The following is a 26,369-nucleotide window of genomic DNA, read 5'->3' on the forward strand; positions in this document are numbered from 1 at the left end:
TGGGTAAAAGGAGCTTAGGCATGATGGACAGTATTGTAGATATGGCACTACAGCCAGTAAATGTAGAAAACCCTAGAGAAATACGGAATTTACTCGGTCAGTTTGCAACAGGGGTCACGGTGATTACTACTCGTAGTAAGCAGGGGCGTAAAGTCGGTATGACGGCAAATTCCTTTTCTTCCTTGTCACTCGACCCACCCTTAATTTTATGGAGTTTATCCAAAACAGCCCCAAGCTTGTCGGACTTTGTAGATGCAGAACACTTTGCCATTCACATGCTGGCACAAGAACATCATCTGTTGTCTGGACATTTTGCCAAAGCCTCTGCAGACAAGTTTGCGGGGATTGCTCATCGAGAATGTGATGTGGGTGTCCCGATTCTGGAAGATGTGCTGGCAACTCTCGTTTGTCGCAATGTGACTCAATATGAAGGAGGAGATCATCTCATTTTTATTGGTCAGATTGAGCAATATCAACAACGGCAGGGAGAGCCTCTGGTTTTTCATGCAGGAAAATATCGCGTTGCTGCAGCACATCCAGAGCTAAGCAATTAAAGATTTGGTCACGATGCTTTCATCGTGACTTTTTATTTAGGAAAGAAGAATGAAGTCTCGTGTAATGCAAAAAAGTATTTTGCTCTGTGGTCTGGGGTGTCTGTCTTTCATGGCACATGCTTATGATTTGCCGACGGTAAATTTAGGGATGACCAGCTTTTTAGATGGGGGTTTGCCTGCTGGCACAGGCTGGTATGCACAAACCTATTTTCAAAACTATGACAGTGATGAATTGGTCGATGCACATGGAAACAAACTCCCTTTACCTAAAACAGACCTCAACTATCAAGTGATAGTGGAGCAAATTAGCTACTTATCTAATGTTAAATTAGGCGATCATGCCAGTTTAGGGGTGAATTTTCTGATTCCATTTGTGAGCAAAATGGATATGGATGATGGATTGAATCAAATGGCAATCAAATCACAGGGTGGTTTTGGTGACATCATGATCGGGCCTTTTGTACAATTCGATCCAATTATGGGAGCAGCGGGTCCCAAATTTGTACATCGGATTGAGTTCCAAGTGAACCTGCCAACAGGGGATTACAGTTCACAAAAAGATATTAATCCGAGTAATAACGCGGTTTCGTTAGATCCGTATTGGGCTGCAACCTACTGGTTTAATCCAAAGTGGACGGCTTCGACACGTATTCATTATTTATATAATTTTAAAAATGATGATCCAAGCTATGCATTTGTTGGTGCAGATGAGGTTCAGGCGGGTCAGGCATTGCATGCAAACTTTGCTACAGAATTTGCATTTACCCCACAGTTACGTTTGGGGATCAATGGATATTGGTTAAAGCAAATCACCGATACTGAGGTGGATGGCGAGGAAGTTAAAGGACGTAAAGAAAAAGTCTGGGCAATTGGTCCAGGTGGAATGTTTAGCTTTTCACCGAATAACCATGTAGTGGCCAATGCTTATTTTGAACAAGATGCAGAAAACCGTCCTGAAGGCACACGGATGCAAGTTCGCTATATTCATCATTTCTAATTAAAACAATGCCTTTTATCCCTTGCAGGATAAAAGGCAATTTATTTATGTGTTAGTGCAGATTTTATTTAAATTGCCTTAGCTACAACGACGCGTAGATGACGGTAAAGTTCCAAAACGTCTTTTATATTCTTGAGAAAATCTGCCTAAATGGGTAAATCCCCATTTAAATGCCACATCGGTAACGGTCAAATGTTCATTCCGTACGAGCTCAAAGTGTGCCTGATCAAAACGTAATTCCCTGAGATATGCCATTGGGGTCGTGCCCAAATAGTTTTTAAAGCCCGTAAATAAGGTACGTACACTTACACCCGCTTGTTCTGCCAGCGTTTCTACACTTAAAGGCTCATGTAAATGTTGTTGAATATAGGCCTCAGTCCGTTTAATAAAATGTGGCGAAATGGTTTTGTCTTTATGCGAATCTATTTTATCCAAGCCATTATTGGGTTGCCCATAAATCAGCGCATTTAATAGGTTGGATTCAAACTGTTTAAAAGCCAGTGGATGATGCAGTGGATGTTTGTCGCATGCCAGTGCATCCATTAAGGTGCGGAGTAATTGCAAAAAGTAGCTGCCATTTTGGCTGGCAAAATCGAGTTTGGGATCAAAAATCAGCGGGGTGTTGTCTGTGTCAGGAATATGTTGACGGCAGTGATGCAGAAAATCCTCTTTAGAAATTTTTAAAATGAGTTGTGGCGAATTGGCATGCCAACGCATCCGTAACGATTGTTGCGGTGAAATGATGGATGCGACTTGCGAATAGGACATAAATTTTTGACGTCCAAATTCAATTTCGGCATAGCCATGCGTTGGAATCTGGATTAAATAAAACTTGTCTAAATGGTCGGGTTCTATAATCACATCTGCGCCGTAGACCAGACGGCTAATGGAGAGGGCACCTGTTTTAACATGGTGCATGGTTGCACTAAAATTTTTCTGTGGCTTGGAAATTTTTAATAGGTGAGGTTTAAAAACTTGCCCCACATTCTTACAGGTTTCGTCTATATCTTGATGGCTGAACAGTAAATTATGCGGAGCAAAAATTGATTCTTGCTGAAAATGTCGCCCATTTAATTCAGAAGAGTTGGCTTGATACATATCGCTATTCCTTTGGCTAACTCCTGCGTGCATTTCACCTTGAAAATTCTGCTCGGATATTTTCGAATTGGTGGAAATACGGCACTTAGATGATTCAGTTGTGCGCAAAATATAAAAAGATCAATGCAAGATATAGACCAGAATTGCCAAAAAATGCTGCTTTCAACAAGTATTAGTGAAGGAGTAAAGATCCTTATTTTTGGTATTGAATGACAGGCAGCGACTTGAAGATTCCATTCTATGAACTTGGTTTTCTTATTGAGATCTTATTCCTTAAGATCTGCATAATTTTATAGCAAATCCAAGTGATAGGGTCAATTTTATGATCACTTGGATGATGCTTATGTTATTGAAATAGTATCTATTTGAACGAATGTATTTCTAAAGACATACATTCGTTTGTAAAAAGCTTTTGAGGTTCTGATTAAACGCCGTTGGCTGTTCCACATTGGAAATATGCGAAGCATCAATTTCTACCAACTGACTACTCGGAATCTGCTGCTGCATAAACTGCGCATCTGCCACGGTGGTGACTGGGTCTTGCTGACCTGCAACAATCAACACGGGCACAGTAATATCTTTCAACTGCTCCCGCACATCCGCTTTAGCCAAAGCCGCACAACAGTTGGCATAACCTTCGGCGCTGCCAGCTGCCAAGTCGTTTTGAAGATTAGACACCACTGTAGCATGACTTTGGATAAAGGGAGCTGTAAACCAACGCGATGCTGCGGTATCCGCGATCGGTTGTAAACCTTGGGCTTTGACTAGGGCTGCACGATCCAACCATGCCTGTTCCTGACCAATTTTGGCTGCGGTATTGCACACCACCACTTGACTAAACCGCTCTGGATAATGAATCGCCAGCCATTGACCGGTTAAGCCACCCATAGAAATTCCACAGAAGGCGGCTTTTGCAATCTGTAAATGATCCAGCAACTGAATCACATCTTCACCCAACTGTTGCAGCGTATACGGACCCGTTGGCGTCGATGAAGCACCATGACCGCGCGTGTCATAACACACCACAAAGAACAGATCCTTTAAAGCTTTAAACTGCTGCTGCCACATGCCATAGTTGGTACCTAAGGAATTGGAAAACACCAAAGCAGGATTGCTGGCATCGCCAAAAGTTTGATAATGCAGTTGCAGCTCAGGCGTGGTTAAAATGGGCATATGTTATTCCTTCATGTATTTTTAATTAACTCATTTAACTTTTTGGATCAGCCTTCTACGCGCTGAATAATCAGCGCAATGCCTTGACCCACACCAATACACATTGAACACAGGGCATAAGTGCCACCGGTTTGTTCCAATTGATTCATTGCTGTCGTCACCAAACGCGCACCTGAAGCACCGAGTGGATGACCAATCGCAATTGCACCACCATTTGGATTCACTTGTGTGGTGTCATCTGCCAGACCAAGATCACGGGTGACGGCAAGTGCCTGTGCAGCAAAAGCTTCATTCAGTNTCAATCACATCCATCTGTTCAATGCTGAGATTGGCTTGTTTGAGGAGTTTCTTGATCGCAGGAGCTGGGGCAAAGCCCATGATGCGCGGTTCTACGCCCACTGCCGTAGAGGCAATGATCTTGGCACGTGCTTTCAGTTGGTACTGTTCAATTGCTGCTTCTGACGCAATCAGTACAGCAGCCGCACCGTCATTGATGCCTGACGCGTTTCCCGCTGTGACGGTGCCTTCTGCTGTANACGACTGGCTTCAGTTTCGCCAAACCTTCTAATGTGGTCGATGCACGTGGATGTTCATCGGTATCCACCACAATCGGATCACCCTTACGCTGAGCAATGCTCACTGGGATGATCTCGTGTTTAAAAAAGCCTTGAGCTTGCGCGGTTGCTGTGCGCTTTTGACTCGTCAAGGCAAACTGGTCTTGATCTGCACGATCAATATTAAATTGTTGTGCCACGTTCTCGGCAGTCTGTGGCATGGTCTCTACGCCATACATGGCTTTCAATTTGGGATTGATAAAACGCCAGCCCATGGTGGTGTCTTCAATTTTCTGGCTACGCCCATAAGCGCTTTCTGATTTACCCATGACAAAGGGCGCACGCGACATGCTTTCCACACCACCCGCAATAATCAGATTGGCTTCACCCGCTTTAATCGCGCGTGCTGCAATGGCAATCGCATCTAACGATGAACCACATAAACGGTTGATGGTGGTGGCTGGTACTTCAACCGGTAAACCTGCCAATAATGCCGACATACGTCCGACATTACGGTTATCTTCACCCGCTTGGTTGGCACAGCCGTAGATCACATCATCCACCTGTTTCCAGTCCACGCTTGGATTACGTTGCATCAGGGCTTGAATAGGCAATGCACCCAAGTCATCAGCACGAACTGGAGCTAAACCTCCAGCATAACGGCCAAATGGGGTACGGATGGCATCGATGATATAAGCGTCTTTCATGTTTAATCTTGTCCTGTGAATCCCCCCTTATATTTCCCCTCTTTCTTAAAGAGGGGTTAGGGGAGATTAATTATCCCTGTGTCGCATCCATCAGCGGAGCACCCGTCATCGCCTGCAATTCTGCAAAGCTTAAGCCGTCGACTTTCTCAATCACTGTTAAGCCTTCAGGCGTAACATCAATCACACACAGATCCGTGTAGATCCGATCGACACATTTCAAGCCTGTTGCTGGATAAGTCAGTTCCGCCACGATCTTTGGTTCACCTTGTTTGGTGACATGATCAGTGGTGATAAACACTTTCTTGGCACCCACGGCTAAATCCATGGCACCACCGACGGCTGGAATTGCATCTGGTGCACCGGTATGCCAATTCGCTAAATCACCATTGGCTGCAATCTGGAAGGCACCCAATACAGCAATATCCAAATGTCCACCACGCATCATGGCAAAAGAGTCGCCATGGTGGAAAAAGGCACCGCCTTGCAGCATGGTCACATATTCTTTACCAGCATTGATCAGTTCAGGATCTTCTTCACCAGCCGCTGGCGGTGGACCAAAAGCCAACAAGCCATTTTCAGAATGCAGGAACACATCTTTGTCGCTTGGCAGGTAGCTGGCAATCTTGGTCGGTAAGCCAATCCCAAGATTCACATAAGCCCCATCGGGAATATCTTGTGCCACACGTTCAGCAATCTGGTTGCGGCTGAGTTTTTGATAGCTCATGAAAGTCTCCTACTTACACAGCAACAGGTTCAGGTTGTACCTGCACCACATGTTGAACGAAGATGCCTGGGGTGATGATATGTTCTGGATCTAATTCACCCAGTTCCACCACTTCCGAGACTTGAGCAATGGTTACACCTGCTGCCATGGCCATGATCGGACCAAAATTACGTGCAGATTTACGATAGACCAGATTGCCCCAACGGTCGCCTTGCTGTGCTTTAATCAAAGCGAAGTCGGCTTTGATTGGATATTCCAACACATAATCTTTACCGTCGATGTGACGGGTTTCTTTACCTTCCGCCAATAAAGTCCCGTAGCCTGTTGGGGTAAAGACTGCACCGAGTCCCATGCCCGCAGCTTGAATACGACAGGCCAAATTGCCTTGTGGCACCAATTCCAGTTCGATTTTGCCTGCACGATAGAGTTCATCAAAAACCCAAGAATCTGACTGACGCGGGAAAGAACAGATGACTTTTTTNCACGGCACCAGCTTTAAGCAGTTTCGCCAGACCATAATCGCCATTGCCTGCATTGTTGCTGACAATGGTGAGGTCTTTAATGCCGAGTTGAATTAAGCCATCGATCAGTTCTGCAGGTTGTCCTGCTGTACCAAAACCACCAATCATGATGGTTGAGCCGTNCGGTGATTTGGGAGAGCGCTTCCGTTAAGGTCGCTGCACTTTTATCTATCATTAGATAACTCCATTGTGCATCATGCAAATTTGAAAAGGCGCGGAAACCTCACGTATACTGGAGAACTATTCAGCTAAAACAACATTCCCTAGTCTTTTAGTTTGATTTCCTTATGTGTTCATTTTTTATCATTTCCCTACATAAGACTAGATGGTCAGACCAGCTTTTGTTCGATGATCGAACTTTTTCACCTACTATCGAACAAAACCTGATTTTTTCAGTCTGATTTCACGCTATAGTAAAAAATATAAAGACAACAGCATTGAAGGGAATCGCAAAGATGGATGAGGAATTGCAGAGAACAGAGAAACTGCTTGAAAATAAAGACAATAAAAAAATCATTCGACATGAAGACTTTGTCGCAGGCATTAGTAAAGGCATGGCAATTCTCGACTGTTTTGGTGCCGACCGTCATCGCTTGAATATTTCCATGGCTGCCGAACGCACAGGCATGACCCGCGCTGCAGCACGGCGTCACTTGCTGACCCTCGAATATTTGGGCTATTTAGAATCGGATGGTCATTATTTTTATCTTACCCCGAAAATTCTGAAATTTTCAGGTGCCTATCTTGGTGGTGCTCAACTTCCAAAAATCTCTCAACCTTTGTTGAATCTACTTACCAATCAAACCTCTCTGATTTTTTCCGTAATGGTACTCGACGGTTATGAAGCGATTACCATCGCCCGCAGTGCAGCCCATCAACAGACTGACCGTGTCAATCCTTATGGTCTGCATTTAGGCAACCGCTTGCCTGCACATGCGACATCCGCAGGCAAAATTTTATTGGCACATTTAGAACCGCATGAACAACGGGAATGGTTAGAAAAATATCCGCTACAACGCTTGACCAAATATACCCATACCGACAATGAAACCTTCTTAAACCTACTACATGAAATTAAAGAACAAGACTGGTGTTATTCCTGCGAGGAACATGAACTGGGTGTACATGCACTGGCGGTCCCTATTTATGAGCAAAAATCCAAAGTCATTGCAGCCCTGAATATCGTGTCTCCTACTACCCGCACCACCAAGGAGTATCTGATTCAACATATTCTGCCTTTACTACAGGAAACAGCGCGGGAATTACGCAATATCTTATAAAAACCCTAACACTGGCTGTGATACTGATAATCCTTTTTTAAAAAAAAGACCGCTTCTCTAAGCGGTCTTTTTAGTTTTACTCGAATGCCACTTTTTTATGGCTCAATCGACTATAGAAAAAGATCAACAAGCCCAGCAAATATAAACACCCTGACAGCAACAGCAATGAAACGCCTGCTGCATACAGTAACCATGCGGCATAAATCACGGCGACTGAGGCAATCCAAACATGCTTACTGCGTTTATTTCTAACCGATTCTTTTAAATAGAATGCTGAAACCAAGAAATAAGGCAAAAGAATCATCACCGATGAAATCAGCAACAATTGGGTGTAGTTCTTGTCAAAGAAACACACGGCAATAAGCGAAACCTGCACCACAATTGAGGTCAACCACAGCGATGCAATCGGTACACCATTGGCATTGGTCTTTAAAAACACGGCTGGGAAGGCTTTGTTTTTCGCTGCTAAGAATGGAATTTCCGTAGCGAACAAAGTCCAACTCAAATAAGAAGAACTTACCGAAATAATCAAACCAAGGGTAATAATAATGGTACCTGGCAGCCCTATCAGTTGCTCCAAAATAGTTGCCATAGATGGATTATGCATATTGGCAATTTCAGCGCGCCCCGTTACCCCATAAGCCAGCACCGTCACCATCACATAGAAACTCAGCGCTAACAACACACCCAACACGGTGGCACGACCAATATCACTGCGGTTCTTGGCGCGAGAGGATAACACCACTGCCCCTTCAATCCCCGTAAATACCCATAAAGTAATGAGCATCAGATTACGGACTTGCTCCCAAACTGGTACTTGCAAAGTGAAATCAATAAAATTGAGCTTGAACAGATCCAGTTTGAACGCAACAAAACTGCAGGCAATAAAGATCACCAAAGGTACAATCTTGGCAATGGTTGCAATCAAGTTGACTAATGCTGCTTCTTTAATGCCCTGACTCACCAGCCAATGCACAATCCAGACAAAAATGGATGAACCAATCAGCGCATAGAGTGTATTGCCTTCACCGAAATACACATGTTCTGGACTATCGGTAAATAAACCCAAACCCGAGAAAGCAATCACGACATAACCGACAATCCCAATGGTGGTACATAACCAATAGCCCCATGCGGAACAGAACCCGATTAACTCGCCAAAACCTTCACGGGCATAGTTATAAATACCACCTTCAAGATCTGGGCGTTGTCGTGTTAAAAATAGCAGCGCAAAAGCCAGAAATAGAATACCGACGCCAGTAATAAGCCAAGCAATTAATAAGGCCTGACCATTTGCCACTGCCGCCATATTCTGTGGAAGGCTAAAAACCCCCGAACCCACCATTGAGCTAAACACTAAGGCGGTCAGGGAAAGTAAGCCAATTTTAGCTGTAGACATATGAAAGTATTACTGTTTAAAAAATTGAGAAAGTTCTGCAATATGTTCAGGACCTATACCACAGCAGCCCCCAATTAAAGTTGCACCCGCATCTTGCCATTGCTTAGCAAAGTTCAAATACAACTCAGGATTTAGATCGGCACGAATTTCATCTAAACCATCATTGGCTGTGGCTTCGCTGTTTTGCGGTGGAAAGGCATTGGCATAAGCCCCAATTTGCACTGTCTCAGGCAAGAGTGCCTTAATTTCTCGAATGGCTTGTAAGACCACTTCTGGCTGACAGCAATTAAACAATACGGCATTGGCATTCAAACGTGTAATCAGCTCCGCAGCTTGTTCAAGGCTTTCACCCGAACGCAATAACGGATGTTCAAGCTGAATTTCATCTTGTAAGGTAAAAGACACCCAAAATTCACGCCCATCTTTAGGTAATAAGGCATGCACTGTTTCAACTTCTTTAAGGCAAGATTGTGTCTCTGCCAGCCAAAAATCAACATCTGGCGAAAGTGCTGCAATAATGGGGGTTGCTAAAGCTTTTGCTTCATCTTCTTTAAATAAGTCTGCACGGTAAGAACCAAATAACGGCGGCAAACAGCCCGCAATGCGAACCGCTTTACCACTCTCCGCAACGGCATTTTTTGCCTGCGTTACCGCAACGTTTACCAAGCTCGTCACTTCATTTGCAAAGCGTTGCTCGCCGATATGAAATGGCACCACTGCATAATTATTGGTGGTAATGACTTCTGCACCTGCCTGAATAAAATCCAAATGCACTTGTTTTACAATTTCAGGGGCTTCAGTTAAAGCCAAAGCAGACCATTCAGGCTGTCTAAAAGGTGCGCCTCTACGCGCAAGTTCACGACCAAAACCACCATCTAAAATTTTCATAAAGTTAAGTTGTATTAAAGAAAGATGGCAATTATAGAGAATATCTAAAGAGAATTAATGCTTGAAACCTCCAAACAATATCTTTATTTCAGCTAATCAAAATTCATTTTTCTAATAATTAAAGCTGTTAATGTGTATGCAGAACGCTGTTAATTCATTCAAAATTATCATTCAAAAAATAATGCTGGAAGCTCCATGAAATTGATATGGAATATTACTTCTCGATACTGGATAAGGCTTGGATAAAGGGTTCCTTGATGATGAATTATGGTGCTAATCGGAACTGATAAAAGATACCAAATAAAAGAAGAGAGAAAAGAATGACAAAAGCGGAATCGGGAAGCTGCTTTTCTTCATAGTGAAAGAATCTTGCAGCAGAATCTATTCAAGCAACTGAAACACCAGCTAAATCAATAGAAAGTAAAATATTTCAACCCAAATCACGCGTTATAACCCTTCAGGCACCCCCCATGAATCAACCTCATCAACCATCCTCCGAAATTACAAATATACAGGCTATTCCCTTTTGGCAGGCCTTAAAGTTTTGGTGGAAATTAGGTTGGATTAGTTTTGGCGGTCCTGCGGGACAAATTGCATTAATGCATCAGGAGTTGGTCGAAAATAAACGCTGGATTTCTGAAAAACGCTTTTTACACGCGCTTAATTACTGCATGCTGTTGCCCGGTCCAGAGGCGCAACAACTAGCGACCTATATCGGCTGGTTAATGCATAAAACCATGGGCGGGCTGGTTGCAGGTTTACTCTTTATTCTGCCCTCTTTATTTTTGATCATCGGACTTTCATGGGTGTACATTCAGTTTGGAGATGTGCCCTTCATTGCAGGCTTATTTTATGGCATTAAGCCCGCAGTCACGGCGATTGTGTTTCACGCCACCTATCGTATTGCCAAACGCGCCTTAAAAAATAAGAGCTTATGGATGATTGCCATTTTGGCCTTTATCGCGATTTTTATCCTGAAAATTCCGTTCCCGCTGATTATTCTGAGTGCAGCAGTTTTGGGCTTTCTCTTGGGCCGTTATCACCCACAATGGTTAAAGAATGCCCCACAGCATTCTACTCAGAGCAAAGATTATGGTCCCGCCTATATTGATGATCATACCCCTACACCCGAACACGCCCATTTTAAATGGTCAAGACTGTTAAAGGTGGTGCTGTTTGGCGCAATCTTTTGGTGTACCCCCATGATCATACTCACACTGAGCTTGGGCTGGGAACATCACTATACCCAAATGGCGTGGTTTTTTACTAAAGCCGCCTTACTCACTTTTGGGGGGGCTTATGCAGTTTTGCCTTATGTATATCAGGGTGCGGTGCATCATTATGGCTGGCTCAGTGCCAATCAGATGATTGATGGACTGGCTTTAGGTGAAAGCACGCCGGGTCCTTTAATCATGATTGTGGCTTATGTCAGTTTCTTGGGTGGCTTTAGTCAGGCGCTACTGGGGAGCGAGCATGTCTTTTTAGCAGGCGTTATCGGGGCCTGTATTGCCACTTGGTTTACCTTCCTGTTTTCCTTTGTGTTTATTCTTACTGGTGCCCCTATCATTGAATCCACCCATCAACACATTCAATTCACTGCACCTTTAACGGCCATAACCGCCGCAGTAGTTGGGGTCATTCTGAATCTGGCCCTGTTTTTTGCCTACCATGTGTTGTGGCCACAAGGGTTTTCAGCAGAACTCGATGTCATTGCCCTGCTTTTAACTTTAATGGCAACCATCTTACTGTTCTATTTTGAATGGAATGTGATGAAAGTACTGCTCATCTCTGCGGTTTTAGGTTTGCTGGTTTATCTAGTTTAGAGGATGGATTCAGTCTAAGCATGCTTTCAACTTTAATCTAACATTAGATCAAACATCGACTCCACATTGCCCGAACCTGCATTGAGGTAAGCCCACCTGTTTGTTTTTTAACTCTTTGGCATCCATTTTGCTTAAAAGTATTACGGTTTTAAAAATTCGTAATACTAGGCGGGCAAGCACTATGGGCTATGTTGCAACTGAACTTAACCACAAAAACAAGCTGATTCTGGGCTTTTGCTCGTTTCTCATTCCAATTTTAATCTGGTGTGCGGTGAGCTATTTACCTTTTATCTGGCATCCACAAGTCCAAATTACCGATTCTGGTAGTGTTTCTTACTTCCAAGTGGACAGTCGGGTTGATAAAACCCTGTTCTATAATGAAGCACAAAATGCAGTCAATCATGGCGATGCGCCACCTCAAGGCAAACTGGTTAATCCCATTTATTTGCCTGCACCTGATCAAGTTGCAACCGCATTATTTACCGCTTTTACCACGCCACCTGTTCAAGCCGATGCCCCATGGTTTCATCAAAGCCTGTGGCACAGTATCAAGCTGGTGTTTACCGCCTTTTTCCTGTCGTCTTTAGTGGGGATTCCTTTAGGCATTTTGTGCGGTTTCTCACTCAAGATTTCAAAACTGACTGAACCTTTTGTCGAATTCTTCCGCTATTTACCTGCACCTGCTTTTGGCGCACTGGCTGTTGCCATTTTGGGGATTAATGATGCACCCAAAGTCGCCATTATTGTGATTGGTACACTGTTCCAACAAATCCTGATTATTGCCAATACCACACGTATGGTCGATCGTGGTTTGATTGAAGCAGGTTATACCCTCGGCACCAGCAAAATGAAAAGCCTATTCCATGTGGTGATTCCCGCTGCCCTGCCAGATATTTACCGTGATTTACGCGTACTGCTCGGCTGGGCGTGGACGTATTTAATTGTGTCTGAATTGATTGGCACCACTTCGGGGATTACTTGGTTTATGACCCAACAAGCGCGTTACCAAAACTTTGACAATGTCTATGCAGCTATTTTGATTATTGGGGTAATTGGACTGGTCTGTGACGTAATTTTAATGAAACTGGGCGAACGCATGTTCAAATGGAAAGCAGGAGCAAAATAATGACGACCCACTCAAATTATGATGCCAAACAGTATTTTGAACAGATCTATCAACGTCCTGTCATTTTGGAAGCCAAACAGCTCACGCAAGTGTTTCAGCATGGTAAAACCCAAAGAACCATTCTGAATCAACTGGATTTAAAAATTCATAAACGCGAGTTTATCTGTGTGATTGGTCCTTCAGGTTGTGGGAAATCGACGTTTAGCCGAGTCGTGGCAGGACTGGATCCGTATCACAGCGGTGAATTATTGGTAGATGGTCAGCCAATTACAGGACCAAGTCCAGAACGCGGCATGGTGTTTCAGGGCTATACCTTGTTCCCGTGGAAAACCGTAAAAGAAAATGTGATGTTCGGCCCACTGATGAAAGGTGCCAGTCATGCTTCTGCCGAAGCGCATGCGCGCGAGTGGATTAATATTATCGGGCTGGAAAAATATGAAAATCAGTATCCGCACCAGCTTTCAGGTGGGATGAAACAACGGGTTGCAATTGCACGCGCACTGGTCAATCAACCGAAAATTTTGCTCATGGATGAACCTTTTGGTGCACTCGACCCGCATACACGACAAAAAATGCAAAAGCATTTAATGGACTTATGGCAGAACATCGACATCACCATTATTTTTGTCACGCATGATATGGATGAAGCCATTTTATTGGCCGACCGTATTGTCGCGCTCAAAGCCAATCCGGGGGAAATTAAGGAAATTATTGAGGTGAATTTACCGCGTCCACGTAATGCGGAGTTAATGCTGACGCCTGAATTTAAGCAACTCCGTGAACGGGTTGATGCCTTGGTACATGCGCAAGAAGATGAACTGGACCCTGCTTTAGAAGAGCTGCCAAAAATTCCACGCATGACGCAAATCAGTACACAAAAGTAAGAATCACAGAACTTCATATAGCCTTTGGGACGACCCAAAGTGTTTAACGATGTGTTGGACGACCAACATTTGGTGATCACTATGCAAAAGGAATACGTATTACCCCTCGTCGAAATATCACAACTCAGTAGCCCCCATCTGGAAGATCGTTTGGCTGTGGCACAAGCGCTCGATCAAGCCTGTAAAGACGTGGGTTTTCTATATTTAAAAGGCGACCAATTTCAGCCTGAACTGTTTCAGAACCTGTGCCGTATTGCCGAACAATATTTTGCGCAAGATGAAGCGCAAAAAATGCGTCACTATATTGGTCAATCGGAAAATCATAGTGGCTATGTGCCCATTGGTGAAGAACAGTTTGTCAGCAATAGCTACGACTTGAAAGAATCCTATGATATCAATTATGACTATTTAACATCTGAAGGACGGCGTCCCTTAGTCGGACCAACCCAGTGGCCCGACTTTCCAGAATTTAAACTGCATGTGGCTGAATATTATCAACATCTTAAGCAGATTGGGCATCAACTGTTTCGCTGTTTTGCACTGGCATTGGGTTTAGATGAGCACTATTTCGATGCGCATATAGCACATGCCCCCAGCCAACTGCGTCTGATTCATTATCCTTTTAATCAAGCAGCTCAAGATCGTGAAGGGATTGGGGCACATACCGACTACGAATGTTTTACCTTGCTGTTGCCCACGGCGCCCGGCTTACAAGTCTTGAATAAACAAGGCGAATGGATGGATATTCCTTTATTGGAAAATACCTTGGTGATGAACATTGGCGACATGATGGAAATTCTGTCCAATGGACGCTACCTCGCCACCAAACACCGCGTCAAAAAAGTTCAGCAAGAACGCTATTCCTTCCCGCTGTTTTTCTCGTGTGACTATGACTATCTGATTCAACCTGTGATTGATACCGATCAGCCGCGCTATGCGCCGCTGAAAGGTGGTGAGCACCTGTTTAATCAGACCGCCCAAACCTTTCAGTATTTAAAACAAAAAGTCGCATCGGGCGAGATCGTGCTGGAAAATGCCCGTCCGCTGTATTCCTTTGGTCTGAATGAACAAAAGGAGCTGTCATGAACCTGATTGAATTATCTGCTGAACTGGCTCCAACCGATCTTACCACCCTGCAATTGCCCACTGCTTTACTGGGTGCATTTCGACGCAAAAGCATCAGTTTTTTTAATGGTGAGACCGATGAAAAAACCATTGTTTACTGGTTTCAGTCCACATCCTTCACCATCGATTTACGTCTGAAAGATGTCACGCAAACCCCAATTTTGCAGCGACAAGGTTGGCTTGGACAAACCCTTTGGGATGAAGTAGATCAACTACTGTCATGGCAGGTTGAAGCACATGCCAATTATCAAAACCACATTCAATGGCCTGAACCTGCGAAATTACACTGCATTGGCAACTGTATCTTGGAGTTTTCACCCAGTAATGCTTATGTGGAAGATTGGCGTCAGCAAGCCAGTCAAGGTTTGTATTTAGGCTTACGCTTAGAAAAAGCCATTCACCTTGCATCGAATACACCCATTCAAATGGATGCAGGACTGATTATTTGTGGCGATTGGGTGGCTTATGCACAGTCACGACTGCCACAAAATCAGCAAGCCTTAGCATCTTACGAAAATCTAGCAGAGGCACACGCAGCAGGGGGTGATTTAGAGCAGATCAATCAATTTGAAGTTTCAGTCGGTTCCCTAACTTCAGGGGTGCAATATTCGACTCAGAATCATCGATTGCAACAATCCTTTCAACTCGATGGCTTTGAACGCGTCAGTGAGCATCAACTTCGACAGATTAAAGACATAGACGGTGAACGCTATGCCTTGTATTTCACGGTCGACATGTATCAACCGCACTATCAGTTCCAAACCCAAACCGCCACCACAACCACCAGCCAAACTTGGCTCACACAAGAAGCTGAGCATCTATTGCACCATGCTCAAGCCACATATTAAGCAGGTGATATTTTGATTGCATTTATCTATTTAGGCATCGCGATTATTGCGGAAGTGATTGCCACTTCTGCCCTAAAAGCATCACAAGGTTTCAATGTACTGCTACCCTCCAGTATTACGGTTTTGGGTTATGCGGTTGCTTTGTATTTCCTATCTTTGACGCTCAAAACTATTCCAATGGGAATCGCCTATGCGATTTGGTCAGGTGCAGGCATTATCCTCATTTCATTGGTCGGTTGGTTTGGCTTTAAACAGCAACTGGATTTTCCAGCTTTAATTGGCTTGGGTTTAATGATTTCAGGCATTTTGGTGATTCATATTTTTTCGCAAAGTACACAGCTTTAATTTTTTATTCATGACGATTAAAAGCCCAGTTCAAGACTGGGCTTTTTCCTGTGCTGCTTTAACTTATTGCGCTGCTTGCACCAACTCAGGATAAATTAAACCATCCACATCTAGTTTGGTTTTATAAATACCATTGGTCACATTAAATTCATTCACATGATAAGTCGAACCATAAATCGAATCGAAGCCTGAGCCTTTGGTAAAGACTTTTTTGTTTGCCGCAACATCGAGTAAATGCGTGCCGCCAATAAATTGTTCATACTGCTGCGGATCGACCCCAACGCGATTCGACATAATCTTGACGGCATCGGCATGGGTTGCAGGGTCATTAATGTATTTTACGGTTTTATCCCAAACCTGAATCAGTTTTGCCCACTGCTCTTTGTTAGCAGCCAAATGGCTCATATTCACGGTCAAGGTGTCATAAATCAGACCCGGTTTATCTTCAGAGGTGTAAATAATTTTAGACCCTGCCACCGATTTTAATGCCTGATTGGCAACAGGTTGCCACACTGCAATCGCATCAACCTCTTTACTTGCAAACACCTGCGGTAATTCATTGGTCATTGAATTGACCAGCTTCACATCGGTAGATGGAATTTTGGCGTCGGTTAATGCAGTTGAAAGTAACAGGTGATCCACCAGTCCTTTTTCAGTCGCAATCGATTTCCCTTTTAAATCTGCAATGCTGTTAATGCCTTCTTTGGCAATAATCACATCATTCCCCGCAGAATAGTCGGTTGCCATAATCATGATGCCTTTGGTTCCTCCCGATGCCGTCACCAGATTATCACCATTGGTGACCAAAACTGCATCTAACTGGTTGGCTGCAAAAGCCGATAATGAAGCCGAATAATCAAACCATTTAAATTCGACATTTAAGCCTGCATCTTTTAACCAGCCTTTTTCAATGGCAACTTGCCAAGCCACAAAACCGGGCCAGTCACTATAGCCAATGGTCATTGCCTGAGTCGCTGCGGCTGTTTCGGTCTTCTTTTCAGCTTCAGGTACTTTGGCGGTATTGTCACAACCCGAAAGTAAAATACCCGCAACTACTGACATTGATAACACTGCTTTTTTCATCATTTTCAGGTTCCCCTAAGATTATTCAACATTTTGTGGAATCGGTGGCATTACCGCGTCCATCAGTTCAAGGTGTCCGTTAATGACCCCTTTCAAGGCAATAAATTGCTGGCTCATTAACTTTAATTCTGCGCTTTTGCCCTGCATGAGCATGACTTCCATAATTTTTTGCTCATCCAGTTGGATATGCAGCGAGCTAATCACTTGTTCTAAATATTGCTGTTGCAAATCCATCAACTGCACCCGTAATGGCATTGAACTGGCGTCATACAACAAGGTTAATGTCCCAACCATGACTGCATTTTGTTGTTCTTCTACCGCAATTAAGTGCTTGTGAATCATGTCTACAATGGCTTGCGAACGACTTTCATAGCATTGATCGACAATTTTCTGATCGAGTGCACTTAAGGTACTTTCTGGCACCGTGACACTGATTCGGGCAAGTTTAGGTTTAGGCACAATTCACTTCCGCAATGATTCAGGATGATGAGGGTCTTGCTTGATATAAAAGCCTGCTCTCACGCTTAACAACTCCAGTAAAAACTGTTTAAAGAGCTGTGATGTCTTCTTGGCTTGATTCTGCTTCTTTTGCATCTGTAGCTCCTCTTTGGTATTACCAAATTCGAATTTTGTATTACTCGAATAAATGCAGAAACCGTGCCAGTTTGATAGAGGATATTTACGGTTTTAAGGACTGAAAAAGCTTATTCTTTGTGCAGAAAATTGAGCCTTGTCCTAATTCGGGGCAAGACCATGCATTAGACATAATTTGAGATTTCTTTGATTAGATTCAACTTTCTATTTTTATGTAATATCATGTGCTTATAAAAAACTTATGTATATTTAAAGATGAACAACAAACTCTATTATTGGGCTGAAAATTTAGAAGACTATAGTGCGGATAATGAAGAAGGTTATGGTCAAGTTATAGAAATAAAACGATTAAACTTTTTTATTGGTAAAAATAATGCGGGTAAGAGCCGATTTTTAAGGGCTTTATTTGAATCAAAAAATTCTTATAGCTTTTATCAATCTGAGTTCTATTTAAAACTATGTAAGCTAAGTGAAATTTTAAAACATGATTCCTATAAACAGAAAAGAAACAATTCATATTATGGTCATTTTACCAGCAGTTTTGATAGTTTAAGAACAAAACTCACCGAAAACAATAAAAGTGAAGCTATTCAGTTATTTACCCATATTTTAGATTACCTTTCTCATTTAGGAATTTTACCCTTACTTGTTAGTAACAATAATGCTCCTCATGCAATTGAACTATTTTCAAATCAAATCAACAACCCTACTGTTAAATTTGATGCACTTAAACTTTACATTCCCATTCTAAGAGGAATGCGTCCAATTACTGGCATCAACAATAGTCAGCACTATATTGAACGCACTCAAAATGATTATTTTACTGATTATAAAAGATTCAACTCCAAAAATATCATTACAGGTGAAAGTCTTTATAACGATTTAAAAATACATTTACTCGGCGAACCTGAACAACGAGACTTGATTAAAAGTTATGAAGAAATGCTCAGTCAGTATTTCTTTGATAATGACCCTGTTTCACTCATTCCTAAACATGACCAAGATGTAGTCAATATTAAAATTGGTAAAGACAAACAATTCCCAATTTCACAACTTGGGGATGGATTACAACAAGCAATTATTTTGACCTATGAAGCATATATAAAAAGACAAGATTCTGAAGGTAATGAACAAATTCATGCTTTTTTTATTGAAGAACCTGAATTGCACATGCATGCAGGTATGGTTCGCCAGTTGATGAATTTCTATTTAAATGAAACCCGTCACTACTATTTCTTTTCGACTCATTCCAATCATCTATTAGATATGGCTGATGAATCCGATCAAGTCATCATCCAAAAGTTCGTCAAAGAACCAAAAATAGATAATCCAAATACATTTAATTTTAAAATTTATCGCTGCGACCGAGATCGAGACTTACTTGCTTCATTAGGGGTTAAACCCTCATCTGTATACTTAGCCAATTGTACAGTTTGGGTCGAAGGCATTACAGACCGCCTGTACATTACAAAATATATGGAGAAGTATCTAAACGAACTAAAAACATCCAACGAAGAGTTATATAAGAAATACCGCCGCTTTATGCCAAATTACCACTATACCTTTGTGGAATATGCAGGAAGTAATCTAGTGCATTGGTCTTTTAGTGATAATTATGCCGATCATCTAGAAGACAAAGGTTTAAGTGCAAAGGCTGTTGCAAGTGAAATGCTTTTGATTGCTGATGGAGATATTCACGGCAAGGCTGATCGTGTAGCCATTTTAAAAAAGGAATTGAAATCTGAGAATTATTTCATTCTAAAATGTAAAGAAACAGAAAATACATTACCTAAAGATTCTATTATTCGCGTAGCAAAATCTAGATTTTCTCGTATGAAAGAATCAACAACTCAAAGTTATGATATTGCGCTCATTGATCAAATTACCGATGATCATTATTTTGATCATGCAGATGATGGAATTGGCAAGTTGCTTGATACGAAAATCAAAAAACCAAAATCTACATCCTCCAAAACTGCATTTGCTGATGGTGATGGCGTTGGGACTATTAAATCCAAGTTAGATTTTTGCCGAGAAATTATTAAAGATTTTGATGAAAACCCTGATTGGCAACTCACTCCTAAAGCGAATGAGCTTTGCGAACGAATTTTCAAGCATATAGAAAAATGTAATCGTTAAAGCTTTTTAGCACCCTAACCTCTCTCCTAAAAGAAAGGTTAGGGAAAAACAATCTAAGCCACAGGCGCCAATGTAAACAACACCTGCCCCGTTTTCACTGTTTGCCCTTTCTCAATGGTAATGGCTTCGACTTTCATGCGTTCAGGTGCCAAAATTGGAATCTCAATTTTCATGGCTTCAATCACGGCCAAAGTCGCGCCTTCTTCAACCACATCCCCCGCCTGACATTCAATTTTCCAAATTGAACCCGGCATATGTGACTCTACGGCACAGCCACCATCAGGAATTAAAACGGCTTCGCCATCATCCACCGCATCTAAACTTTCGGAAACATATTCCGCCAAACCAGCTTCATGCCAGCGGCGGCGTTCGGCTTCAAAGTTACTTTGTTGCGTGTGCTTAAATGCTTGAATGGTTTCAGCGTTTTCCTGCAAGAACTGATTGTATTCTTTTAGGTTCAACACGCCTTCTTCCACGCGAAGGTTTAAACGTCCTGCTTTAAAATCTTCACGCATCTGCATCAATTCAGCTTCAGACACTTCATAAAATTTAATCTGGTCAAAAAAGCGCAGTAACCACGGCTTACCCTCTTCAAAATTGGCATTTTTACGGTAGCGACTCCACATTTGTGTGGTACGACCCACAAATTGATAACCGCCCGGACCTTCCATGCCGTACACGCACATATAGGCACCACCAATGCCGACGGCATTTTCAGGCGTCCAAGTCCGTGCAGGGTTATATTTGGTGGTCACTAAACGTTGACGCGGGTCTAAAGGCGTTGCCACAGGCGCACCCAAATACACATCGCCCAGTCCCATCACCAAATAACTGGCGTTATAAACCACATCTTTCACCGCCTGTTTCGAGTCCAAGCCATTAATACGGCGAATAAACTCAATGTTATCTGGGCACCATGGTGCATCAGCACGCACAATTTGGCTATAACGTTCGGTTGCCAATTGAGTTTGTGAATCTTCCCACGCCAAAGGCAAATACACCGTCCGTGATGGCACCTGCATTTCTGCAATATTCGGAATTTGTTCTTCAGCTACTTCAAGCAAACGTAGCAAGTCGGTTTGATCCAGCACCAAACAATCATAATGAATTTGTAGCGAGCGAATGCCCGGAGTTAAATCAATAATGCCCTTGATGTTCTGCTCTTTCATCCATTGCATTAAGGCATGAATACGGAAGCGCAGATTCAAATCCAGCACCAACTCGCCATATTCCACCAACAGGTAATGGTTCCCTGCAGGACGATAAACCACATCTGGACGTATACCATCCCCTTTAAAGGTATCCAAAATCACATGATTTAAAGTGATCGGTTCAGCTTGTACCGCTTGCGCATAGTGAATGCTTTCAGGTAATGGTGCATCCAGCATGACTTGATAGTCTTGATTGAGTTGTTTGGCTTGGTGATAGCTGACTGGTACAAATTTAACTTTATCTCCCGCTTTCAGTTGTCCCAATTTCCACAATTCAGAATGAATCACCACCGCAGGACAGACAAAACCGCCCAAACTCGGACCATCAGGTCCCAAGATAATCGGCATATCCCCAGTAAAGTCGATTGCACCAATAGCATAGGCATTATCGTGAATATTGGATGGATGTAAGCCCGCCTCACCACCATCTTCACGTGCCCATTCAGGTTTTGGTCCAATCAGACGAATACCTGTACGGCTGGAGTTGAAATGAATTTCAAACTCATCTTCAAAGAAGGTTTCAATGTCTTGATTGGTGAAAAAATCTGGCGCACCGTGCGGACCATACATCACTGCAATTTCCCAATGCGAATTAAACGTAGGGATTTGCGCCTGATTTAAAGCATGTAAAGGCTGATCGCTAAAAGATGTGATCGGCAACATATCCCCGACCAGCAAATTACGCCCTGCATGCCCCCCAAACTGACCTAAGGTAAAGGTCGCTTGCGAGCCCAGATACTCAGGGACTTTGAAGCCACCTTTAACCCCAATATAACTGCGGCAGCCTGTGCTAATTTTGCCGCATTTCAGGATTTGCCCTTTCTTCACATTCACGGTCTGCCACATGGGAATGCTCAAACCATCCAGTGTACTTGGCATCTCGCCGCCCGTGAGGACAATTTGGCTATCACAATGAAATTTCAGGCTTGGACCTTGCAAGGTACATTCCAAACCTGCCGTATTTTTCTCATTGCCCAACAGTTGATTGGCAACATTTAAAGAAAAAGGATCAATTGCCCCTGATGGTGGTACACCCACATCCCAATATCCCAAGCGCCCTGTCACATCTTGAATCGAAGTTTGAATACCTGCCTGTAACACCTCAATCTTTTGGGTTTTCCACTCAAAACTATTTAAGAAACGCGTGGTTTGTGTGCCTGCAAGAAATACTTCCCCTGCCACAATGTTCTGCAAATATTCGAGGTTGGTTTCAATTCCTGCCACTTGCGTATTGGCTAGTCCTGCACTCATGGCTTGAATCGCAGTATCACGATCTACGGCAGTCACAATGATTTTGGCAATCATCGGGTCATAATAGGAAGATACATTCGAGCCTGTTTCCACCCAAGTTTCGACACGACAATCTGGATCAAATTCAACTTCAGTTAAAAGTCCTGCACTCGGTTGGAAGTTTTTAATCGGATCTTCGGCATATAAACGCACTTGAATGGAATGCCCTTGCGACAGTAATGCTTCCGTTGGGGCAGCCCAATCACCACTGGCTAAAGTCACCATCCATTCCACCAAGTCCACAGCATAGACTTGTTCCGTCACACCATGTTCAACTTGTAGGCGGGTATTCACTTCCAAGAAGTAAAATTCTTGGGTATCGGTATCCATCACAAATTCAACCGTACCCGCAGAACGATAGTGCACAGATTGCATCAGTTGAATTGCCACCTGTTGCAAATAATCGCGCTGTTCGTCTGACAAATGCGGTGCAGGCGTTTCTTCAATTACTTTCTGGTTACGGCGTTGTACCGAACAATCACGTTCCCCCAAGGCCAAGACCTGACCTTGACCATCCCCAAAGATTTGCACTTCGATATGACGGGCATTTTGCACAAATTTTTCTAAATACAATCCTGCATCTTTAAAGTTGGCTTGCGCCAAATAGGAAACAGTTTGATAGGCATCTTTCAGTTCTTCAGCATTCCAGACCAAACGCATGCCAATACCACCACCACCCGCGGTGCTTTTTAGCATCACAGGGTAGCCAATCTGTTCGGCTTGTGCCAAAGCTTCCGCCTCATCTGCCAACAAGCCACTCCCCGGTAAAAGCGGCACTTGGCTCTGAATCGCCAATTCACGTGCAGTATGCTTTAAACCAAAACTGCGCATTTGGGCAGAAGTCGGACCAATAAAGGCAATTCCTGCGGCCTCACATAAGTCACAAAACTCGGCATTTTCGGATAAAAAGCCATAGCCGGGGTGAATCGCTTCTGCCCCAGTCTGCTGTGCGACTTGCAGGATTTTTTCAATATTTAAATAACTTTGGCTGGCGGGTGCTGCACCAATACAAACGGCTTCATCCGCCATGGTTACATGCAAAGAGTCTCGGTCTGCTTCGGAATAAACAGCAACCGATTGAATCCCTAATTTCTTGAGGGTGCGGATTACTCGGCAAGCAATCGCACCACGGTTGGCTATCAGAACTTTATTAAACATGGTGCTTACTCCGCAGCTTCACGCACAATCAGTTGGATGGGCGTTGGGTTATAGGCATTACACGGATTATTCAACTGAGGACAATTTGAAATCAGTACAATCAAATCCATCTGCGCTTGAATTTCCACATATTTCCCTGCGGCTGAAATGCCATCATCAAATTTCAAATGACCATCTGCGGTGACTGGTACATTCATAAAGAAATTAATGTTCGGACCAATATGGCGCACATTTAAACCATGCTTTAACGCCACAGGGTGTTTCGCCAAGGCATACATGAAATTATTGCGGCAGCTATGCATCGGGTAAGTGTCATGCGCATAACGAACCGTGTTGCTTTCACAAGAACATGCACCACCAAGTGTGTCATGTCGACCACAATTATCATCGTGAATCACGGCCATCGGTCGAGCCAAATTACTATAAAGAGTCGTACCTTTTTCTAAATAAATCTGACGGTTCATCGCCAAAGTATCAGTGGCGCTATAGCGTTCTTCTGGATTTTCAGCACTGATAAACAACGTATCCACCGCCTGATTGCCTTCTAAATCGATAATGCGGAAATATTGCCCTTGTTTAACCTCACACATCCATGCTTCGCCCGCAGGACATACTTCACTTAACACTGTTTTTTCAAAATTTTGTAATACGGTCATGACTGTTCTCCCCTGTGTTTAGCAAGCATCAGATAATGCGAAATAACGTGCATTGTTTTGAAATGCACGCTGGTTTTGGGCACATGAATCACGACAAATATCATGCTCATTCAGAGGATTGGCTTTAAACAGGGAAAGCTGAATGTCCGCAGGTTGATAGTGAGGAGTTTGATCTAAAGCATGCGGTGCAGCAGACAAGAACACCAAACAATCCATTTCAAAGCGCAGCTCAATCACCTGATCGGTATTATCAGCAGTCACATAAGAGAGTTCGCCCGCATCATTCGGCGCAACTTTGGAAAATAAATTTAGGGTGGCGCTTAAGTCAGTTTGTCCTAGAGAACTCTTCGCCATTTCCACCAATAAGCCATCGACGCCACTTTGATACATGGCATTGCGTGCAGCTTGAAAGTTCTGCTGACCATATTGTGCTGCAATCTGTTCGGCACGACTTGCACCACACAACACATCATTCCAACCATGTTCATCCGTGACAATCGAAGCCATGACACGACCAAGATCTGAATACAGCACATGCCCTGCGCTTAAATACGCGGTATGTTGTCCCTTCAAACTGTCTGGCATGTTAAAGCGCTCCAGTTTATCGGCAGCATTGACACAGAACAGTGAAACATTGGCATGTGCGGAAAGTGCTTGAAAATGAAGAACCGCACCTTTTTGAATACGTCCCGACCAGTGATGCCCACCCGGCAAAACCTCAGTCCAGAGTGTTTGATTATTATGATATTGCTGTAAGCCCATTGCTGTTACCTCTTCGGTGGATTCGCATGACCTCCCGGGCTTTTATCCCTCCGTGTAGTTCTTTCGAACCGTGAACTCTCGGTCTCGGACATACGCGCACGTATCGGAACCCTAGATCACTTTTTTCATAGTCATGATTAAGCAAAGGCTGTGCCAATTTAGTATTACGATTTTTCGCATTCGTAATACTATTTTTGAGCGAAGATGAGGCAAAAGAAAAAAACTGGTGCTTTTGTGCACCACAAATACAACATTTTAAAAATAATGATAAAAGAAATGGATGATCTAGTTTTGATTAACTCATTTCACAAACGTATTGCACGCCATCACGTCCTTGGCGTTTGACTTCGTATAAAGCCTGATCTGCCATCTTCAGCCAGTCGGTCGTCGAACGCGCGGCTGCCGCAGAAGAAATCCCAATACTGATACTCATGCGAAAATCGGGATTACTGGGTAATCTGAAATGTCGTACTTTATCCAAAATGGTTTGAGACAGTTGCATAATTTCCTGCGAACTACTGTCCATGACAATCACTGCTAACTCATCTCCCCCAAAACGGGCAGGAATGTCCTTGGTTTGAATCGATTCTCTTAAAATATTAGACAGCTCAATCAGCACATAATCCCCCATTTCATGCCCGTAGGTATCATTAATTTCCTTAAAATGATCCACATCAATCAGCATCAAAAACGCTGTATGATTGCCGCGTTGGGTTTGAACAAAAGTACTGGCTAGACGTTGCTCGAACAAACGGCGGTTGGGAATATGTAAGCGCGGATCCATTAAGGCAATCCGTTCAAACTGGCGGTTCTTCTGGCTTAAATTGGTCGATAATTTTCGAGACAGCACACTTAGCGCAATTAAATATAGCGTGGCTAATGGAATGGTCAGCCAAACGGTATGTGGACTAAAAGTGAGCGTCAGAGGCATGCCCACTAATAACCAAATACCAAACAAAGAAACAGTAAAGCCTAAAATGGATGGTGCTAAAAGTTTCCATCCACCTGCGGCATAACGGTCGGCAATAAACACCGCCAAAATAATAAAAGATGGCATCGGACTTAAACCCATCACGCCAATCCACGCTCCACCAAACATGGTGTCTAAAATCAAACTGGTTTGTTCTGTTTTAACAGGGTCACTTGAATTTTTACTAATGAGATAAGCCAAACTCGGCCAGATAAATGCATTGATCCCCAGTAATACTAAAAAGCCCGTGCCATAATGCATATCCAATAAAACCGAATACATCGGCAAGAAACATAAAAATGTCCCTAACTGCCGCATGATAAAAATTCGTTTTAAAAATCTTTTCGTTCGCGTTTGTAATAATTCTTCATCAGGAACGATGTAAGACATATTTAACCTAATGCTAAATGAGAATAATTTCCTCTAATGTAGCAAATTTTATTCCCTAATTAATCTCTAA

At 43.1% G+C, this 26,369-nt stretch carries 22 protein-coding genes, 2 pseudogenes and 1 riboswitch; of the genes and pseudogenes, 10 read left to right on the forward strand and 14 right to left on the reverse strand.

The features are described from left to right. Positions 1–23: 23 nt before the first annotated feature. Together GWK51_RS00780 and GWK51_RS00785 are read left to right on the forward strand one after the other, a co-directional pair. Positions 24–554: a flavin reductase family protein gene (locus tag GWK51_RS00780; protein WP_161932772.1), complete on the forward strand. Its 531-nt coding sequence runs from the start codon at positions 24–26 to the stop codon at positions 552–554. Between the two features lie 64 nt (positions 555–618). Continuing rightward, positions 619–1,551 (forward strand): SphA family protein, encoded by a 933-nt coding sequence (locus tag GWK51_RS00785; protein WP_235941049.1) that lies wholly within the window; start codon positions 619–621, stop codon positions 1,549–1,551. A 78-nt stretch (positions 1,552–1,629) separates the two neighbouring features. Here the strand turns inward: GWK51_RS00785 and GWK51_RS00790 are convergent, their stop codons facing one another. The 5 genes and pseudogenes from GWK51_RS00790 to GWK51_RS00810 form a co-directional block, all read right to left on the reverse strand. Next, complete coding sequence (locus tag GWK51_RS00790) at positions 1,630–2,649, reverse strand: AraC-like ligand-binding domain-containing protein (protein ID WP_161932302.1); 1,020 nt, start codon at positions 2,647–2,649, stop codon at positions 1,630–1,632. A gap of 381 nt (positions 2,650–3,030) precedes the next feature. After that, positions 3,031–3,822, reverse strand: coding sequence for a 3-oxoadipate enol-lactonase (gene pcaD / locus GWK51_RS00795; protein WP_161932303.1), 792 nt, complete (start codon positions 3,820–3,822; stop codon positions 3,031–3,033). Positions 3,823–3,869: 47 nt separating this feature from the next. Further along, a pseudogene (pcaF, locus tag GWK51_RS16790) lies at positions 3,870–5,083 on the reverse strand (3-oxoadipyl-CoA thiolase). 70 nt (positions 5,084–5,153) lie between these two features. Further along, entirely contained in the window at positions 5,154–5,807 is a 654-nt protein-coding gene (locus GWK51_RS00805) for a 3-oxoacid CoA-transferase subunit B (RefSeq protein WP_161932304.1), read from the reverse strand. 13 nt (positions 5,808–5,820) lie between these two features. Next, positions 5,821–6,503: pseudogene (locus tag GWK51_RS00810) on the reverse strand (3-oxoacid CoA-transferase subunit A). Between the two features lie 280 nt (positions 6,504–6,783). Here GWK51_RS00810 and pcaU point away from each other — a divergent pair. Beyond that, a complete protein-coding gene (gene pcaU, locus GWK51_RS00815) occupies positions 6,784–7,608 on the forward strand; it encodes an IclR family transcriptional regulator PcaU (RefSeq protein WP_161932305.1) in 825 nt (274 codons plus the stop codon). 76 nt (positions 7,609–7,684) lie between these two features. Here pcaU and GWK51_RS00820 read toward each other — a convergent pair whose 3' ends face one another. Beyond that, positions 7,685–9,007, reverse strand: a complete 1,323-nt coding sequence (locus tag GWK51_RS00820) for a basic amino acid/polyamine antiporter (RefSeq protein WP_161932306.1) — start codon at positions 9,005–9,007, stop codon at positions 7,685–7,687. Positions 9,008–9,016: 9 nt separating this feature from the next. Further along, positions 9,017–9,895, reverse strand: a complete 879-nt coding sequence (locus tag GWK51_RS00825) for a homocysteine S-methyltransferase family protein (protein WP_161932307.1) — start codon at positions 9,893–9,895, stop codon at positions 9,017–9,019. 470 nt (positions 9,896–10,365) lie between these two features. On the opposite strand from GWK51_RS00825, the gene chrA reads away from it, so the two are divergent. From chrA to GWK51_RS00855, 6 genes are all read left to right on the forward strand, one after another. After that, on the forward strand, positions 10,366–11,718 hold the full coding sequence (gene chrA / locus GWK51_RS00830; protein ID WP_161932308.1) for a chromate efflux transporter: 1,353 nt from the start codon (positions 10,366–10,368) through the stop codon (positions 11,716–11,718). Between the two features lie 181 nt (positions 11,719–11,899). Beyond that, positions 11,900–12,844, forward strand: coding sequence for an ABC transporter permease (locus GWK51_RS00835; protein WP_161932309.1), 945 nt, complete (start codon positions 11,900–11,902; stop codon positions 12,842–12,844). Next, complete coding sequence (locus GWK51_RS00840) at positions 12,844–13,728, forward strand: ABC transporter ATP-binding protein (RefSeq protein ID WP_161932310.1); 885 nt, start codon at positions 12,844–12,846, stop codon at positions 13,726–13,728. Before GWK51_RS00835 ends, GWK51_RS00840 begins: the two co-directional genes overlap by 1 nt. 81 nt (positions 13,729–13,809) lie before the next feature. Beyond that, positions 13,810–14,814 carry an isopenicillin N synthase family dioxygenase gene (locus GWK51_RS00845; RefSeq protein WP_161932311.1) on the forward strand — a complete coding sequence of 335 codons (1,005 nt, stop codon included), beginning with the start codon at positions 13,810–13,812 and terminating at the stop codon, positions 14,812–14,814. Then, positions 14,811–15,701 carry a hypothetical protein gene (locus GWK51_RS00850; RefSeq protein ID WP_161932312.1) on the forward strand — a complete coding sequence of 297 codons (891 nt, stop codon included), beginning with the start codon at positions 14,811–14,813 and terminating at the stop codon, positions 15,699–15,701. The genes GWK51_RS00845 and GWK51_RS00850 overlap by 4 nt, the downstream gene beginning before the upstream one ends. 15 nt (positions 15,702–15,716) lie before the next feature. Beyond that, positions 15,717–16,046 (forward strand): SMR family transporter, encoded by a 330-nt coding sequence (locus GWK51_RS00855; protein WP_161932773.1) that lies wholly within the window; start codon positions 15,717–15,719, stop codon positions 16,044–16,046. A 63-nt stretch (positions 16,047–16,109) separates the two neighbouring features. Here GWK51_RS00855 and GWK51_RS00860 read toward each other — a convergent pair whose 3' ends face one another. The 3 genes from GWK51_RS00860 to GWK51_RS16795 are packed head-to-tail and all read right to left on the reverse strand — an operon-like array spanning position 16,110 to position 17,723. Then, positions 16,110–17,132, reverse strand: a complete 1,023-nt coding sequence (locus GWK51_RS00860; protein ID WP_161932313.1) for an ABC transporter substrate-binding protein — start codon at positions 17,130–17,132, stop codon at positions 16,110–16,112. Positions 17,133–17,150: 18 nt separating this feature from the next. Then, positions 17,151–17,588 carry a CopG family ribbon-helix-helix protein gene (locus tag GWK51_RS00865; RefSeq protein ID WP_100242635.1) on the reverse strand — a complete coding sequence of 146 codons (438 nt, stop codon included), beginning with the start codon at positions 17,586–17,588 and terminating at the stop codon, positions 17,151–17,153. Between the two features lie 3 nt (positions 17,589–17,591). Beyond that, positions 17,592–17,723: a hypothetical protein gene (locus tag GWK51_RS16795; protein ID WP_407925952.1), complete on the reverse strand. Its 132-nt coding sequence runs from the start codon at positions 17,721–17,723 to the stop codon at positions 17,592–17,594. Positions 17,724–17,978: 255 nt separating this feature from the next. On the opposite strand from GWK51_RS16795, the gene GWK51_RS00870 reads away from it, so the two are divergent. Then, positions 17,979–19,862: an AAA family ATPase gene (locus GWK51_RS00870; RefSeq protein WP_161932314.1), complete on the forward strand. Its 1,884-nt coding sequence runs from the start codon at positions 17,979–17,981 to the stop codon at positions 19,860–19,862. Between the two features lie 53 nt (positions 19,863–19,915). Here GWK51_RS00870 and uca read toward each other — a convergent pair whose 3' ends face one another. From uca to GWK51_RS00890, 4 genes are all read right to left on the reverse strand, one after another. Beyond that, positions 19,916–23,521, reverse strand: a complete 3,606-nt coding sequence (gene uca, locus GWK51_RS00875) for an urea carboxylase (protein WP_161932315.1) — start codon at positions 23,519–23,521, stop codon at positions 19,916–19,918. Positions 23,522–23,526: 5 nt separating this feature from the next. Continuing rightward, positions 23,527–24,177, reverse strand: a complete 651-nt coding sequence (locus tag GWK51_RS00880; RefSeq protein ID WP_142769004.1) for an urea amidolyase associated protein UAAP2 — start codon at positions 24,175–24,177, stop codon at positions 23,527–23,529. 18 nt (positions 24,178–24,195) lie between these two features. After that, positions 24,196–24,939: an urea amidolyase associated protein UAAP1 gene (locus GWK51_RS00885; RefSeq protein ID WP_161932316.1), complete on the reverse strand. Its 744-nt coding sequence runs from the start codon at positions 24,937–24,939 to the stop codon at positions 24,196–24,198. A 29-nt stretch (positions 24,940–24,968) separates the two neighbouring features. Further along, positions 24,969–25,065: riboswitch (guanidine-I (ykkC/yxkD leader) on the reverse strand. Positions 25,066–25,234: 169 nt separating this feature from the next. Beyond that, positions 25,235–26,299, reverse strand: coding sequence for a diguanylate cyclase (locus tag GWK51_RS00890; RefSeq protein WP_161932317.1), 1,065 nt, complete (start codon positions 26,297–26,299; stop codon positions 25,235–25,237). Positions 26,300–26,369: the final 70 nt, after the last annotated feature.

This window comes from Acinetobacter kanungonis (genome assembly GCF_009939195.1).
In the GTDB taxonomy this organism is placed as follows: domain Bacteria; phylum Pseudomonadota; class Gammaproteobacteria; order Pseudomonadales; family Moraxellaceae; genus Acinetobacter; species Acinetobacter kanungonis.

Excerpts from the sequence above, each read along its gene's own strand:
- GWK51_RS00780 (WP_161932772.1), top strand. The coding sequence starts at position 24 with ATGGACAGTATTGTAGATATGGCACTACAGCCAGTAAATGTAGAAAAC.
- GWK51_RS00785 (WP_235941049.1), top strand. The coding sequence starts at position 619 with ATGCAAAAAAGTATTTTGCTCTGTGGTCTGGGGTGTCTGTCTTTCATG.
- GWK51_RS00790 (WP_161932302.1), bottom strand. The coding sequence starts at position 2,649 with ATGTATCAAGCCAACTCTTCTGAATTAAATGGGCGACATTTTCAGCAA.
- pcaD (WP_161932303.1), bottom strand. The coding sequence starts at position 3,822 with ATGCCCATTTTAACCACGCCTGAGCTGCAACTGCATTATCAAACTTTT.
- GWK51_RS00805 (WP_161932304.1), bottom strand. The coding sequence starts at position 5,807 with ATGAGCTATCAAAAACTCAGCCGCAACCAGATTGCTGAACGTGTGGCA.
- pcaU (WP_161932305.1), top strand. The coding sequence starts at position 6,784 with ATGGATGAGGAATTGCAGAGAACAGAGAAACTGCTTGAAAATAAAGAC.
- GWK51_RS00820 (WP_161932306.1), bottom strand. The coding sequence starts at position 9,007 with ATGTCTACAGCTAAAATTGGCTTACTTTCCCTGACCGCCTTAGTGTTT.
- GWK51_RS00825 (WP_161932307.1), bottom strand. The coding sequence starts at position 9,895 with ATGAAAATTTTAGATGGTGGTTTTGGTCGTGAACTTGCGCGTAGAGGC.
- chrA (WP_161932308.1), top strand. The coding sequence starts at position 10,366 with ATGAATCAACCTCATCAACCATCCTCCGAAATTACAAATATACAGGCT.
- GWK51_RS00835 (WP_161932309.1), top strand. The coding sequence starts at position 11,900 with ATGGGCTATGTTGCAACTGAACTTAACCACAAAAACAAGCTGATTCTG.
- GWK51_RS00840 (WP_161932310.1), top strand. The coding sequence starts at position 12,844 with ATGACGACCCACTCAAATTATGATGCCAAACAGTATTTTGAACAGATC.
- GWK51_RS00845 (WP_161932311.1), top strand. The coding sequence starts at position 13,810 with ATGCAAAAGGAATACGTATTACCCCTCGTCGAAATATCACAACTCAGT.
- GWK51_RS00850 (WP_161932312.1), top strand. The coding sequence starts at position 14,811 with ATGAACCTGATTGAATTATCTGCTGAACTGGCTCCAACCGATCTTACC.
- GWK51_RS00860 (WP_161932313.1), bottom strand. The coding sequence starts at position 17,132 with ATGATGAAAAAAGCAGTGTTATCAATGTCAGTAGTTGCGGGTATTTTA.
- GWK51_RS16795 (WP_407925952.1), bottom strand. The coding sequence starts at position 17,723 with ATGCAAAAGAAGCAGAATCAAGCCAAGAAGACATCACAGCTCTTTAAA.
- GWK51_RS00870 (WP_161932314.1), top strand. The coding sequence starts at position 17,979 with ATGAACAACAAACTCTATTATTGGGCTGAAAATTTAGAAGACTATAGT.
- uca (WP_161932315.1), bottom strand. The coding sequence starts at position 23,521 with ATGTTTAATAAAGTTCTGATAGCCAACCGTGGTGCGATTGCTTGCCGA.
- GWK51_RS00880 (WP_142769004.1), bottom strand. The coding sequence starts at position 24,177 with ATGACCGTATTACAAAATTTTGAAAAAACAGTGTTAAGTGAAGTATGT.
- GWK51_RS00885 (WP_161932316.1), bottom strand. The coding sequence starts at position 24,939 with ATGGGCTTACAGCAATATCATAATAATCAAACACTCTGGACTGAGGTT.
- GWK51_RS00890 (WP_161932317.1), bottom strand. The coding sequence starts at position 26,299 with ATGTCTTACATCGTTCCTGATGAAGAATTATTACAAACGCGAACGAAA.